Raw genomic sequence first — 13,155 nt, 5'->3', positions numbered from 1 at the left:
TTGATTAGCACGAAGTGACGATGCCGGTAAGCGCTAAATCTGTCGTCCATCTTATTGAATTAATTTTCCAGGATGGCTTATTTTTAACGGATAACCACAAGACTGTTACTTTATTGGCCGACTGTTATTGGTAACTTCGCCCATAAGTATAAACAGAATATCTACAGATTAAAGTGGTATTTCGCTACGTTGTATCAGCCTTTTATGAAAACAATATCAGCCTTTTTCTTTATCGCCTTAGTTTTTGGTGCAATTACGGCTTTGGCACAAAGCATCACGGTTAAAGGCCGGGTCATTGATTCTAAAAATCAATCGCCGGTTGAATATGCAAGCGTAGCTTTATTTAAAGCTGCCGACTCGGCCTTAGTTGAAGGCAGCATAACCAAAGCCAATGGTGTATTCGAAATTGGTAATATAGCTGCAGGCAATTATCAGCTTAAAATTACTTTTTTAGGGTACGATACAAAATCATTGAAAAACATCAGGGTTGTTAATGGGGCAGTAGATTTAGGCACTATCCAACTTAACCCATCCAGCAAAATGCTTAATGAGGTAGCTGTAAACGGGCAAAAGATTACCGCGCTTAATAAAATAGATAAGCAAAGCTACAAAGCCGGGCAATTCGAATCGGCTAAAGGTGGGTCGGCAATTGATGTGTTAAAAAATTTGCCGTCGGTGGCAGTTAATGCTGAGGGTGATATTAGCGTACGCGGATCTGCCGGTTTTATGGTGTTAATTAATGGCAAACCCGTATTGGCCGATGCGCAAACTGTATTGACACAACTGCCGGCCAATGTTATTGATAATATAGAACTTATAACGGCGCCTTCTGCTAAATATGATCCCGACGGCCGCGGCGGCATCATTAATATCGTAACAAAAAAAGGCGCTAATGATGGCGTAACCTTAGCAGCTAATGCCCAGGCAGGCCTGCCAAGCACTACAGATTACAATAACCTGAAAAAGCCCAGACGCTTTGGAGCCGACGCAACCATTAATTACCGCAAAGGCAAGTGGGATCTTTCTATAGGTGGTAATTATACTCGTAATGATAATGAGGGCTTTCGCGAAGGGGGTGTCTACACGAAAAATATCGCTAATAATACTATTACCCGCTTCCCGTCTACCGGCGAAAGAAGTTTCGACCGTTATAATTATGCCGGGCGTGCTACCATCAATTATACTGCCGCTGCAAACAACGTTATTTCGGCAGGTTTTTATAGCGGTAAAAGATACCAGGCCCGCTTAGCCAACCTGCTGTATCACAATACCACCTCAAACCTGGCAACAAACGCACTCATTAGCAGTACTACTTATTTTAACAGCAACCTGCAAACAAAAGAGGGCACATTTAACCTGGGCAACCTGGACTATACCCACACCTTTGCCAATAAGTCAACCTTAACCGCCGGCTTTCAATATGAGCGTGATAACCTGTATGGCGGTACTCAAAACCGTAACTTAAAATATCCAAACACTGCCGATACCATACAATACGTAAATAACCCATACACGCGCCCTATAAGCGCCTACAGGTTTAAATTAGATCACAGCATAAACATTGGTAAGGGTAAGTTGGAAAGCGGCTACCAGCTAAGGTATGATACGCAGGACGGCATCTTTAGCTATTTTGTAACACCCGCCACCTCGCAGGTTGATATCGCTAAATTTCGCGGGACCACTCATGCCGAAAATAAGATCAATTCTGTTTATAGCCAATACTCGGGTAAAGTAAACAAACTGGAATATAACGGCGGTTTACGGTATGAGTACGCTACACGCACGGTTAATTTATCGTATGATGCTAATCCGCATAACCTTAACTTATCCAACCTGTTCCCGTCGGCCAGTTTGTTGTACAGTGTTAATGATGGCCTGAAATTAAAAGCCGGTTATAGCAAACGGGTACAACGCACCACCAATTTAGAACTAAACCCCATACCCGAACGCGAACACTCTGAAACGCTGGAAGAAGGCGACCCCGACCTGCTGCCTGAATTTGTTGACCTGGCAGAGTTAGGGTTGATCCGTAACTTTAGCAAAGGGTCGTTCTTTACTACTTTATATTACCAGCATATTAAAAACCCCATACAAAGGTTAAACAGCGTTTATGCCGATACTATTCTTAATAGGGTTTATACAAATGCAGGCACTGCGCGCTTGTTCGGGCTGGAAGCGGGTGCTAACCTGTCGCCCTTTAAGTGGTGGACGATATATTTGGGCGGTAATTTATACAACTACAAAATACAGGGCAACATCAATATATTAAACACGCCCGTTACAATCAATAATACCAACTGGGCTTATTCCATTAATGGTAACACCAGTTTTATGCTTAATAAAACCTTAACCCTTGGCGCAAATGTAAACTACTTGTCTAAAAGGCCGACAGCGCAGGGCCAGGACGGAGCGTTCTTTGTCCCCAATACATCCTTCAAAAAAACTTTTATGAATGGCAGGTTAGCCGCATCGTTACTTTGGCAAAACATGAACATGGGTTTCCTTGGCGCCAACAAGCAACGCATCACCACTTCGGGGGCTAACTTTTACACTACTACCAATTACATTTCAGAAACGGATGTGTTCTTGATCAACCTCAGCTTTAACTTAAACAAGTTTACCAGCAAAATAAAACTACCAACCAGCGAGGTAGGCGATAAAGAGTTTTAAGCGATCGCTTTTAATAAAATTCCCGCCCAGCGAACACTTGTGTCGGTTAAACAGCACAAAAAAAAATTTGCACGACAATTATATTGTGTTATGTTTTACACCCCCAATTTTGCCAAACTTTATTAAAAATAGCTCAAAATTCATCTGAGGCAAGATAATTGGAAAGAGGACACCGTCGGGCATAAGCCCTGACTGGACAAATTATCTATAGAATGAACTTTAATTTTACAAAATCGCTGGTTGCCCTTGCATTAGTAGGCTTATCAGTTACAGCGTCTGCCCAAAACATGGGCGATTCAACAAACCGTTTTCAAAAAAGACAATTCCGCACCTGGTCAATTGGCCTTAATGGTGGTATTCTAACTGCAGCTACCCCATTTAACAACGAAAACAATGGCGACTTCAGAAGCCCGCAAATTAGCTGGGGTTACGGAGCTTACATCAAAAAACAAATTTTACCAGGCTTTGGCATACAGGCCGATTTCCTTGCCGGTACCGTTAAAGGTGTACGCGCAAATACATTGCCTGCAGGTTCTGCCGCGCAGGATGCCAGCAGCTATAACAGCCGCATCAACTGGTCAGGATCAGTTAGTGCAAACTTTACGGTAGCAAACGTTAGCCTTAATCAAAAACGCAATTTCCTTGCACCTTACTTAACAGCGGGTGCCGGTTATATGTCATCAAGCGCGCATGTTGTTAATACCCCCGCCGGTAACAACAGCAATTACCATAACAACTGGTTTGTACCAATTGGTGCCGGTTTTAAATTAGGTTTATCACGCGTAGTTAATATCGACCTGGGTTATACCGTTGCTTTTGTTAAAGCACGTGATTTTGATGGCGTTGTAGGTACGTTAAATGATCGTTATGCTTACGCTCATGCCGGTATCGAGATCGCATTGGGTAAAAAGAAAACTTCACAATTGCAAAACTTCAGTGCTATTGCCGCTATCCGCGAAGAAAGTGCTGCTGAAGCAAATGAATTGCGTAACCGTTTAGCTATTGCCGAACAAAACCGTTTGCGTGACCAGGCTGCTTTTGATGCCGCTGCTGCCCAATATGCTAAAGATATGGGTGACGACGATATGGATGGTGTTGCCAATAAATTTGACAAATGCCCCGGCACTGCTGCTAACACTGTTGTTGATGGCGCAGGTTGCCCGTTAAGCACGCCAAAACAAATTATCCGCGAAAAAGTGATAGTGACCGAAGCCGACCGTAAGGTAGTAGGTGAAGCGATCAGGAACCTTGAATTTGATTTGGGTAAAGCTACTATCAAAGCAAGATCATACGCAACACTTGACCGCGTTGCGGACCTGTTGGTTCAAAAGAATTTCAGCCTTAAATTAGCCGGCCATACCGATAATACAGGTTCAATGGCGCTTAACTTAAGCTTGTCAAAAGACAGAGCAGAAGCAGTAAAAGCTTACCTGGTATCTAAAGGTGCTAATGCTTCAACAATTGAAGCTACAGGTTACGGGCCTAACCAACCAATTGCGAGCAATAAAACCGCAGCCGGTCGTCAGCAAAACCGTAGGGTAGAGTTCTCTTTATTCTAAAAACAATAAATATTGATATGTAAAAGGAACCGCTTCTTAGGAGGCGGTTCCTTTTTTTTTATAATAAAACTTTTATCATTTTTATCCCTTTACTTTGCAGACCGGGCCAGACCAACGAGCCTGCGGAGTAAAACAAATGGAAAACGAAACTAAGAACGAAGACCTTAAGATAGAATTACGGACCCTTACCAAAGATGATTACCTCGGTTTAAAAGCTTCCATGATGGAAGCTTACTCCGAATGGGAGGGTGCCTCATTTTGGGACGAAACCCATATCAGCCAGTTGGTAGAGATCTTTCCGGAAGGGCAGATCTGTATCCTGGTTAACGGACATATAGCCGGCTGCGCGCTTTCTCTTATTGTCGACTATGAAAAGTTTGGCGATAATCATACTTATACCCAGATCACCGGTAATTATACCTTTTCTACCTATGATGAAACAGGAGATGTATTGTATGGGATCGATTTCTTTGTACATCCCGATTTCCGCGGCATGCGTATCGGGCGCCGCCTCTATGATGCGCGCAAGGAGATCTGCGAACGACATAACCTGCGGGCCATTATTGCCGGCGGACGCATCCCCAAATATAAAGATTACGCAGACAAGCTAACGCCAAAAGTCTACCTGGAAAAAGTGAAGGGCAAAGAGATCTATGACCCTACCTTATCCTTCCAGCTGGCTAATGACTTTCACGTCCGCAAGATTTTAAAAGGCTATCTGCCTGGTGATACCCAATCGTTGGAATACGCGTCGCTATTAGAATGGAATAACATTTATTATAACGAAGAAGCCGCACACATCAATTCCAAAAAATCCGTTGTCCGCCTGGGGCTGGTACAATGGCAGATGCGGCCTTTCCCTAACCTTGAGTCGTTATGCGAGCAGATCGAGTTTTTCGTAGATGTGATCAGCGATTATCAAAGCGATTTTGTGCTGTTCCCTGAACTGTTCAACGCGCCGCTGATGACCGCTTATAACCATTTGAGCGGGGCAGATGCCATGCGCGAGATCGCTAATTTTACGATCCCGCTGCGCGATAAATTTATGGAATATGCCATTAGCTACAATATCAACATCATTACCGGCAGCATGCCTTTCCTTGAAAACGGCGTGCTGCAAAACGTAGGCTACCTTTGCCGGCGCGACGGTTCATATGAAATGTACCGGAAGATCCACCTTACACCGGCCGAGCAAAGTGCCTGGGGGATGGTTGGCGGCGATACCATTCAAACCTACGATACCGATTGCGGCAAGATCGGGATCCTGATTTGCTATGATGTGGAGTTCCCGGAACTGCCCCGCCTGTTAGCCGACCAGGGGATGCAGATCTTATTTGTACCATTTATGACGGACACCCAAAACGGTTATACCCGGGTGCGGTGCTGCGCGCAGGCCAGGGCCATTGAAAACGAATGTTACGTTGCCATTGCGGGTAGTGTGGGTAACCTGCCCAAGGTACACAATATGGATATCCAATATGCGCAGTCGGCCGTTTTTACACCTTCAGATTTTTCGTTCCCCAGTAACGGTATTAAAGCCGAAGCTACCCCGAATACCGAAACTACGCTGATAGCTGACGTGGACGTTGACTTGTTAAAGGAGCTCCACAATTTTGGTGCTGTACGCAACCTTAAGGACCGGCGGCTTGATATCTATAAGATCATCAACAAGAGTAAAAAATAACCGGGTAGCGCCGTTAATAAGTAACAGGAACAGCTTCCCGGGAGGCAGTTCCTTTTTATTTTAAGACCGTCGTGGCTGACTACCGTTATTTTAATTTCCGATAAGCCAATAAAGTCGCTATCCCCGCCAAAAGCGAAAACGCGGCGGCAAACGGGAAGAAATAAATAAACTATATCACACCCATAAACAGCAAGAACAGGCCAAGCGCCAATATTACCGGCAACGAAGGTTGTGTTGATAACAGCCACAGTAAAACAGCGATGAGTAACAGGACACCGATCATGGTGTAGCCATAACCTGTATAAAAATCACCAATACTGGCCGACCGGCCCATAAAATCGAATCGGTTATTCAGCATCCCGTCAACAACTTGTTTCACGGCCGCGTTGGGGGCTTCTTTCCAGGTTAGCGCGCCCATGGTGTGGCCCAAAGTATGCAGCAGCATAATAACACTGCCGATACGCAATAAAATTTTTGCTTTCATTTTTCAGTTATGTTTTTGTACTGCTCCATTATCATGCCCCAGCCCTCGTCCATGCTTTCTATCACCTTGGTGCCGTCCGCCAGTTTTTGCAGGTCTTTATGCTCAAATTTTACCCGCGTAGTTTTTGGCCCTTCGGGGATAAACGCTACTACAACTTCAGTAACCAGGTTCGGGTCACATTTAAAATTGCCGTCAATCTGCCAGGCCAGCACAAAAAGGTCATAAGGCTGATAGGTTAGCACGCGGCCCACGTTAGCTTCGCTGCCGTCGGTATGTTTTGAGTACCAGCGCCCGTTTACGTAAGGTTCTACCACCATCTCCGTCATAGCTGTGCTGCCTATGTGGTGCTGTCGCGGCCACCAGAGGTCCATTTTTTCGGTAAATACTTTAAAGGCCCTCTCTTGCGTGGTTTCGACCGTAAACTCTTTTTTGATGGAAGTTAAGCTGATGGTTTGCATACTTATTTATTGAGGTGTGTTATTTTCTTTTTCAATGTTTTCGGCCAGCATTTTAAAATTAGTCAGCGCGTCATCCCAGAATTTGTCAAGGTAATCCCGCATCGCCAATATCCCTTCACGGTTAAGCTCATAGATATTTTTATTGCCATCTGCACGTAAATTGATGAGCTTGGCTTCTTTCAACACTTTTAAATGCTGAGATACTGCCGGACGGCTAATGGGCAAACCATCCCAGATGTCGACAACGGCTAAGGGCCGGCCCTGTAATTTTTCAAATATCGCCCGGCGGGTTGGGTCGCCTAAAGCATTAAAGGCATTACTGCTTGCACTCATAATTTATATTTTACATGGTAAGTATTTGCTTACCGTAAGTGTAAACTTACCAACTATTTTTAAATATGCAAATTTATTTTTTTAAGCAGATGGGTGCGGCGAAGCGCGACTATTTAAATCTTACCTTTACCGCATGACCGAACAAGAACTGATTGACTATTTTACCGGTAAAGATCTGCCCGAAAGCATTCGCATTAACCGCGCCGTTACCCAGCACGACGTTAGAGCGGCGGTTGACAGGAATATAGAAACCATGCTGGATAATCCTGCAACTAACGGCGCCAAACACCGGTTAACGCAGATTATGCATGCGCTCGAAACGCCTTATGGCGGGCTTACTGCAATCTTTACCTAACTGTAAAAAAACAGTTCGTTATCTTTACGGTTAAAGATTTATGAGCTGGACTTGCCCAAAATGCGATCGTGAATTACCCCGGCCCCAACAGCGGCATTATTGCGCGCGGGTAAGCGTGGACAGCCTTTTTGAGGGGCGCCCCGCCGAACTGGTGCTGGTGTTTGATAAGATCCTGGCCGAGGTTGCCGACTGGGACGGCGTGCTGGTTGGCACCACGCCAAATTGTATCGTCTTTACCCGGCGATGGGTCTTCCTGGTTATCCGGCCGATGAAAAAGGAACTGGATATAAAGTTTTATTCAAAAACGGCGCACCCGGAGAAACCGGTAGTTAAAAGCGCTGCCTTAGGTAATAAGTTCGAGAACCACATCCGCATTTCGGTGCTTGATGATTTGCGCCCGGCTTTGTTTGTTTACCTGCGCGAATCTTACGCGTTATTGTAGCCGGACCAGTTCGGCTGCCTTTTTGGTGGCTTTTCCAATTCTTTTGTCGCGGTGCGTTATCAAGTCGCAGATGCCGATGGCGGCGGTTTCAAAATCATCATGATCCGGGTGTAATAATAGCCAGGCCGTATCAAATACCTCACCTTCATTAAACACAAAATCGGTAATGGCCGGTATGTCCGCCTTCAGGCTGGCATGATCCCCGCACCTGGTCGAGATCCAGATACCGTTGTGGTGGCTGTCTTTTGGTTGGTTACGCAGGATCAATACGATCTTGCCTTCCCAGTAAACGTAGTACATGCCAAAATTTTGTTTGATCACCACCGCGGGCGGTAAATAATCCAGCAGAAAATCATAAGGCATCGGCTTTTTCATCGCCATTAAAGTAGGGAAGGTTTTTCATAAAATGGCTAACGTAAACAATTTGGATGTTTTTTATTTTAGGCGCTGTTTACGCAAAAAACATATATTTAATTTATCAAAGTAACCCATTGTATGGAAACAGAAAACATAATAGCCGATCCAACCCCAAAAAAAACCTGGTCCCGCCCAGAAATAGTAATTATTTCAGGAAATGAGGTGGATGCTAAAGGAAATATCACCAGCTTTCATGAAATCCAGAATACGCCTAATCAGCCTTATTTGGTCGCTGGCCCGGCGGGCTCGGGAAATGTTCCACAAACTCTTTACAATAGTGTTGCATCGTGAAAATAAGTCCGGGCTGTTTCCGGCACTTTTAGGTACCTATAAATGGTGCCCGATTAAAATGGTGACGAACTTAACTAATGTAAACTATTAGGATATTTTTTATATTGCAGCAAATTACTCAAAAACAAGCACTTAATATAATTTATCAAAGGAGCCCGCTGCATGGAAACAGAAAACAAAATAGCCACGCCCACCCCAAAAAAAACCTGGGCCCGGCCAGAAATTATACTTATTGAGCAAGGGTATGTCGAACATTCAAAAATAAGAACGGCTGGCCGCGAGAAGACTTTTGTTAACAGCGGCTCCCCTGCTGGTGGATTTCATTCTATAAACTTTCAGCATTTCAGCCATTTGGTGCCAAATGCTATTACGAAAATGGACTATTTAAGTTAATGTATCTTACAGCATAGGTAATTATTGGCGTTTTCCCGATTAAATCCGGGCCGCGCTTTACACTCATACGCCTGCAGGCCGCCTAAAGGCGCATCAATTTCTGCAAATAATAACCATCCTGCAAATCAACTGCAACTGCTACTTATCCCGATAGCTATCGGGACTGCTACTGCAAAAAAGGGTGGGTTAGCGGACAAGTCACCATCATTAATCAATTATAGTAATACAACCACTAAGCTTTTGCGTATTGTTTTTAATTGCAATTACGTAGTAATATGCCCCAAATGGGAGCGGGGTATTTTTATAGTGGCCATTCCAGGGTGTGGTGTAACCGTGGCTTTCGTAAACAATGCCGCCATAGCGGTTAAAAACCGTTATAATAGCCGAGGGGTCGGTTTCTAATCCGGGAATTACCCAGGTATCGTTAATGCCGTCATTGTTCGGGGTGAAAGAATTAGGTACTACAATGTTTTTATACAATACCGTAACCTTAACAGGCAGGCCGGTAGTTGTACAACCCAGGGCAGAGATTACCATTAATGTATATTCAGTAGTTTTTGTTGGTGACGCTACAGGATTGGCGATAGTAACATTGTCTAAGCCCGTAGCCGGCGACCATACATAGGTGGCGCCCGTACCGCTGGTTATTACAGGCTGTAAACTGATTTTTTCTCCCTCATAAATGGTGTAATTACTTTGGCTAAAGCTAATTACTGGCAGGCTTTCAACTGTTATGATTACCGGTAAAGATTTTGCAACAACCGGCACAGTGCAGGAAATAGCCGGATTGGTGGCCGAACAGGCTATAGCATCCCCATCCATCAGCGTGGAGCTTGTAAAGGTGTTGGCGTCGGTGCCGGCAGCTAAATTATTAACCGTCCATTGGTAAACTACGTCGGGGGCGGCATTAGTTGCCGTTGCCGTGAAATTTGCCGGCTGCCCGTTACATATTTTGGCTGCCGGTGTACTTACAACAACCGCAGTAACCGGAGAAACAACTTTTATAGTTACCTGGTTTGACGTTGCCGGGACCGAGCAGGCTAAACTTGTAGTTAGCACGCAGCTCACCACGTCGTTATTTTGTAACGCAGTACTGGTAAAGGTTGCGCTGTTAGTACCGGCATTTAGCCCGTTAACCATCCATTGATATGCCGGCGTAGTACCGCCGCCGGTAGGTGTAGCGGTAAAGGTAACGGCTGTGCCGGTGCAAATGGTAGTTGCCGATGCAGTAATGGCAACCGCAGTAACCTGAGCAACAACTTTTATAGTTACCTGGTTTGACGTCGCCGGGACCGAGCAGGCTAAACCCGTAGTTAGTACGCAGCTCACTACATCGTTATTTTGTAATGCAGTACTGGTAAAAGTTGCGCTGTTGGTGCCGGCATTTATGCCGTTAACCATCCATTGATATGCCGGTGTAGCACCGCCGCCGGTAGGGGTGGCCGTAAAAGTAACGGCTGCGACGGGGCAAATGGTAGTAGCTGATGCGCCTATAGTGATCGAGTTAACGGAAGAAAGAATTTTCATCGTTAGCTGGTTTGACGTTGCCGGAGCTGAGCATGCTAAACCAGTTGTTACTACGCAGCTCACCACGTCATTGTTTTGTAAGGTGGCAGTTGTAAAAGTTGCACTATTGGTACCGGCATTTATCCCGTTAATTAACCATTGATAGCCTGGTGTGGATCCTCCGCCGCCGGTAGCTGTAGCGGTAAAAGTAACGGCCGTGCCGGGGCAAGTAGCGGTAGCCGATGCATTTACAACAACCGAAGTAACGGGTGATACAACTTTTATAGTTACCTGGTTTGACGTTGCCGGGACCGAGCAGGCTAAACCTGGAGTTAGTACGCAGCTCACCACATCGTTATTTTGTAATGTAGTACTGGTAAATGTTGCGCTGTTGGTACCGGCATTTATGCCGTTAATCATCCATTGATATGCCGGCGTAGTACCGCCGCCGGTAGGTGTAGCGGTAAAAGTAACGGCTGTACCGGTGCAAGTGGTAGTTGCCGATGCAGTAATAGCAACACTTGACGTTGCAGGGGGACTGACAACAACCGTTAAAGGATTTGATATTACCCGGCAGGTATTTAAGTCGACATTGCCGGCCTCGGCTACCACGGCGCGATATAAATAGGTGCCGCTTGTTAAGGCTGGTAACTGGTAGGTTGATGATGATGCACCGGTTACATTTGCCCAGGTGGTGCCATTGTCGGTGCTTTGCTGCCACTGGTAGGCGGTATTTAAATAACAGGCGCCTGCATTTGCAAATAAAGAAACCGCCGACGAGGCCGACGGGCACACGGTTACTGATGTGCCGGCGGTGCCCTGTATCCCTACACTAATGGCCGGCCCGGCGGGCCTGAAGGTAATGTCATCTATAGCCAGGTCGTTCCCCAACCCTCCAGGGGCATTATTGCGCATACGGATCACTACCGAGCTTACGCCCGCCGGGATAGTAAAATAAAAAGCATATTGCCGCCAGGTGCTTGCAGCGGTAACGGGGATAGCCCCGCTGGTTACGCTGTTTAATGGTGTACCATCGGTTTTTTCAATACTAAAGGTGATGTTTGGGTTATTACCTATCCGGGTTACCATATTTAACGCCCAGGCTGCAAACTGGTAGGTAGTACCGCCGCAAAGGTTATCTACCCGTTGTACATAAAAATCATTGGGGGCCAGTTGGGCGTTGATGAGCATAAAACGACCATTGGTGTCGCCGGTATGGTCCTGGGTTACAATATGCCAGTTATCAGTATAACAAGATGTACTTTGGTTGACGATCATGTACTGCCCGTCTGTCGGGCACGATGTGGTATAGCCAAGGTTGGTAATATTGGCACCAAGTGCCGGCCCGTTGCCTGTACCTGCACCAAACGTAATGTTTACTATTGGGTCGCCAAGGCTGCCCGAACATACCTGCCCGTAACTTATATTGCCTGTTAATAAAACAGCCATAGCTACAGCGATCAGGCTATTTTTATAGCAGGAAGCCAGGCGGCGCAGGAGTTTAACAAATTGAAAGCAACAACCAAATTGATAAAGCACAGTTACTAAATTTATACGCTTAAATGCTCAATCCCCATACCGGGCAGATTGAAGTATACGGGCCACCTAACCGAGGTAACCCGCATGTTTGTTAATGTTATTTATTGCGGTACCAATCCAATTTGCAGGAGTAAATTTTAATATTGGAAGTATTTTAATTAAGCTTCCATCGCTCCATGTTGTAAACCAATGCCCCCGCGACCGAATTATAAGACACCATGTAATAATCTCCTGCCGGTAATTTTAGTTCTGACAGTCCCGGCGAAGCACCGCCTGCCTGGTAGTAATCTGTAAAATATTGATAGGTTTGATTGGCCTGGAAAGCTGCCAGCTGGCTTGCAGAAATAATGCGAACATCGCAGTTTACGTTACATCCATCCAAAAAGTACCTGTAACCATTTTGTACGGTAAAAGGCTGCCAAAAACGGGTGCCGGCAGTTAAGCTTTTTGCGCCGCTAACATAGGTATCATAATAGCTTGCCTTATCTGATGCCGGCAGGGTAATGGCGTAGTCAAGTTCTACGCTCCATTTATTGGCACCGGTACTGGCATTCCTGATAGCGAGATAGTAAGTGCCCGGGGCTAATGTTAGCGGATTGATGCCAAGCTGTTTATCAAATATGCCATAGCCGGTAAATGATTTATTGCCCTGGAAATTGCTTAACTGATCAGGAGCTATTATTGCTGCCTGCGCCTGGTATTGCGATGTAAAACGAAAAACCACCTTAGTAGTTGCCGATAAGGTAAATTGCTGGGTAGAATAAGCGCCGGCGTTTGATACGCTATAATCTTGTTGCGCAAGAAACTGTGTATTGGGCGTAGTAACCGTTGCCGAAGTACCTCCCCCGTTAGTACCACCGCCGTTAGTACCTCCTCCGTTAGTGCCTCCCCCGGTAGTGCCGCCAGTATTGTCAGCAGGTGTCGGGTCGCTGGACTTTGAACAGCCGGTTATGGTTATCGAAGCAACTAAAATTAAAATTAAGGCTGTTTTAAGTTGTTTCATGTAACAGGTAATTCATGTGTT

13 protein-coding genes are annotated in these 13,155 nt (G+C 45.5%); 7 read left to right on the top strand and 6 right to left on the bottom strand.

All coding sequences use genetic code 11. The annotated features are described in order from the left end of the window. Nucleotides 1–204 precede the first annotated feature (204 nt). The 3 genes from ABIB50_RS08420 to ABIB50_RS08410 all read left to right on the top strand — a co-directional run bounded on the left by ABIB50_RS08420 (nucleotide 205) and on the right by ABIB50_RS08410 (nucleotide 5,913). A complete protein-coding gene (locus tag ABIB50_RS08420) occupies nucleotides 205–2,670 on the top strand; it encodes a TonB-dependent receptor domain-containing protein (RefSeq protein WP_429378877.1) in 2,466 nt (821 codons plus the stop codon). Nucleotides 2,671–2,882: 212 nt separating this feature from the next. Next, nucleotides 2,883–4,229 carry an OmpA family protein gene (locus ABIB50_RS08415; RefSeq protein ID WP_429378875.1) on the top strand — a complete coding sequence of 449 codons (1,347 nt, stop codon included), beginning with the start codon at nucleotides 2,883–2,885 and terminating at the stop codon, nucleotides 4,227–4,229. A 136-nt stretch (nucleotides 4,230–4,365) separates the two neighbouring features. Next, entirely contained in the window at nucleotides 4,366–5,913 is a 1,548-nt protein-coding gene (locus ABIB50_RS08410; protein ID WP_429378873.1) for a GNAT family N-acetyltransferase, read from the top strand. A 169-nt stretch (nucleotides 5,914–6,082) separates the two neighbouring features. On the opposite strand, the gene ABIB50_RS08405 is transcribed toward ABIB50_RS08410, so the two are convergent. Genes ABIB50_RS08405 through ABIB50_RS08395 form a run of 3 tightly spaced genes read right to left on the bottom strand, consistent with a single transcriptional unit; the run spans nucleotide 6,083 to nucleotide 7,188 of the window. Beyond that, the gene (locus tag ABIB50_RS08405) at nucleotides 6,083–6,397 is read right to left on the bottom strand and encodes an LIC_13387 family protein (protein WP_429378871.1); all 315 of its coding nucleotides are present in this window, start codon (nucleotides 6,395–6,397) and stop codon (nucleotides 6,083–6,085) included. Then, nucleotides 6,394–6,855, bottom strand: a complete 462-nt coding sequence (locus ABIB50_RS08400) for an SRPBCC family protein (protein WP_429378870.1) — start codon at nucleotides 6,853–6,855, stop codon at nucleotides 6,394–6,396. The genes ABIB50_RS08405 and ABIB50_RS08400 overlap by 4 nt, the downstream gene beginning before the upstream one ends. Nucleotides 6,856–6,861: 6 nt before the next feature. Further along, complete coding sequence (locus ABIB50_RS08395) at nucleotides 6,862–7,188, bottom strand: ArsR/SmtB family transcription factor (protein WP_429378869.1); 327 nt, start codon at nucleotides 7,186–7,188, stop codon at nucleotides 6,862–6,864. 133 nt (nucleotides 7,189–7,321) lie between these two features. Between ABIB50_RS08395 and ABIB50_RS08390 the strand changes: the two genes are divergently transcribed. After that, on the top strand, nucleotides 7,322–7,543 hold the full coding sequence (locus ABIB50_RS08390) for a DUF6965 family protein (protein WP_429378868.1): 222 nt from the start codon (nucleotides 7,322–7,324) through the stop codon (nucleotides 7,541–7,543). Nucleotides 7,544–7,583: 40 nt separating this feature from the next. Next, on the top strand, nucleotides 7,584–7,985 hold the full coding sequence (locus ABIB50_RS08385; RefSeq protein WP_429378866.1) for a DUF5655 domain-containing protein: 402 nt from the start codon (nucleotides 7,584–7,586) through the stop codon (nucleotides 7,983–7,985). Here the strand turns inward: ABIB50_RS08385 and ABIB50_RS08380 are convergent. Beyond that, nucleotides 7,977–8,360 (bottom strand): hypothetical protein, encoded by a 384-nt coding sequence (locus ABIB50_RS08380; RefSeq protein ID WP_429378864.1) that lies wholly within the window; start codon nucleotides 8,358–8,360, stop codon nucleotides 7,977–7,979. The two genes, ABIB50_RS08385 and ABIB50_RS08380, sit on opposite strands and share 9 nt — an antisense overlap. A 120-nt stretch (nucleotides 8,361–8,480) precedes the next feature. Here ABIB50_RS08380 and ABIB50_RS08375 point away from each other — a divergent pair, with 120 nt between their 5' ends. Next, nucleotides 8,481–8,693 carry a hypothetical protein gene (locus ABIB50_RS08375; protein WP_429378862.1) on the top strand — a complete coding sequence of 71 codons (213 nt, stop codon included), beginning with the start codon at nucleotides 8,481–8,483 and terminating at the stop codon, nucleotides 8,691–8,693. A gap of 162 nt (nucleotides 8,694–8,855) precedes the next feature. Further along, a complete protein-coding gene (locus ABIB50_RS08370; RefSeq protein WP_429378861.1) occupies nucleotides 8,856–9,086 on the top strand; it encodes a hypothetical protein in 231 nt (76 codons plus the stop codon). 207 nt (nucleotides 9,087–9,293) lie between these two features. On the opposite strand, the gene ABIB50_RS08365 is transcribed toward ABIB50_RS08370, so the two are convergent. Beyond that, nucleotides 9,294–12,041 (bottom strand): gliding motility-associated C-terminal domain-containing protein, encoded by a 2,748-nt coding sequence (locus ABIB50_RS08365; RefSeq protein WP_429378859.1) that lies wholly within the window; start codon nucleotides 12,039–12,041, stop codon nucleotides 9,294–9,296. Nucleotides 12,042–12,285: 244 nt separating this feature from the next. After that, nucleotides 12,286–13,134: a hypothetical protein gene (locus tag ABIB50_RS08360; RefSeq protein ID WP_429378858.1), complete on the bottom strand. Its 849-nt coding sequence runs from the start codon at nucleotides 13,132–13,134 to the stop codon at nucleotides 12,286–12,288. Between the last annotated feature and the right edge of the window lie 21 nt (nucleotides 13,135–13,155).

It is taken from the genome of Mucilaginibacter sp. UYCu711, from assembly GCF_050433825.1.
GTDB lineage: Bacteria > Bacteroidota > Bacteroidia > Sphingobacteriales > Sphingobacteriaceae > Mucilaginibacter.
Note: the sequence above shows the minus strand (reverse complement) of the source record. Positions and strands in the feature narration are given on the sequence as shown.

Excerpts from the sequence above, each read along its gene's own strand:
- ABIB50_RS08420 (WP_429378877.1), top strand. The coding sequence starts at position 205 with ATGAAAACAATATCAGCCTTTTTCTTTATCGCCTTAGTTTTTGGTGCA.
- ABIB50_RS08415 (WP_429378875.1), top strand. The coding sequence starts at position 2,883 with ATGAACTTTAATTTTACAAAATCGCTGGTTGCCCTTGCATTAGTAGGC.
- ABIB50_RS08410 (WP_429378873.1), top strand. The coding sequence starts at position 4,366 with ATGGAAAACGAAACTAAGAACGAAGACCTTAAGATAGAATTACGGACC.
- ABIB50_RS08405 (WP_429378871.1), bottom strand. The coding sequence starts at position 6,397 with ATGAAAGCAAAAATTTTATTGCGTATCGGCAGTGTTATTATGCTGCTG.
- ABIB50_RS08400 (WP_429378870.1), bottom strand. The coding sequence starts at position 6,855 with ATGCAAACCATCAGCTTAACTTCCATCAAAAAAGAGTTTACGGTCGAA.
- ABIB50_RS08395 (WP_429378869.1), bottom strand. The coding sequence starts at position 7,188 with ATGAGTGCAAGCAGTAATGCCTTTAATGCTTTAGGCGACCCAACCCGC.
- ABIB50_RS08390 (WP_429378868.1), top strand. The coding sequence starts at position 7,322 with ATGACCGAACAAGAACTGATTGACTATTTTACCGGTAAAGATCTGCCC.
- ABIB50_RS08385 (WP_429378866.1), top strand. The coding sequence starts at position 7,584 with ATGAGCTGGACTTGCCCAAAATGCGATCGTGAATTACCCCGGCCCCAA.
- ABIB50_RS08380 (WP_429378864.1), bottom strand. The coding sequence starts at position 8,360 with ATGAAAAAGCCGATGCCTTATGATTTTCTGCTGGATTATTTACCGCCC.
- ABIB50_RS08375 (WP_429378862.1), top strand. The coding sequence starts at position 8,481 with ATGGAAACAGAAAACATAATAGCCGATCCAACCCCAAAAAAAACCTGG.
- ABIB50_RS08370 (WP_429378861.1), top strand. The coding sequence starts at position 8,856 with ATGGAAACAGAAAACAAAATAGCCACGCCCACCCCAAAAAAAACCTGG.
- ABIB50_RS08365 (WP_429378859.1), bottom strand. The coding sequence starts at position 12,041 with ATGGCTGTTTTATTAACAGGCAATATAAGTTACGGGCAGGTATGTTCG.
- ABIB50_RS08360 (WP_429378858.1), bottom strand. The coding sequence starts at position 13,134 with ATGAAACAACTTAAAACAGCCTTAATTTTAATTTTAGTTGCTTCGATA.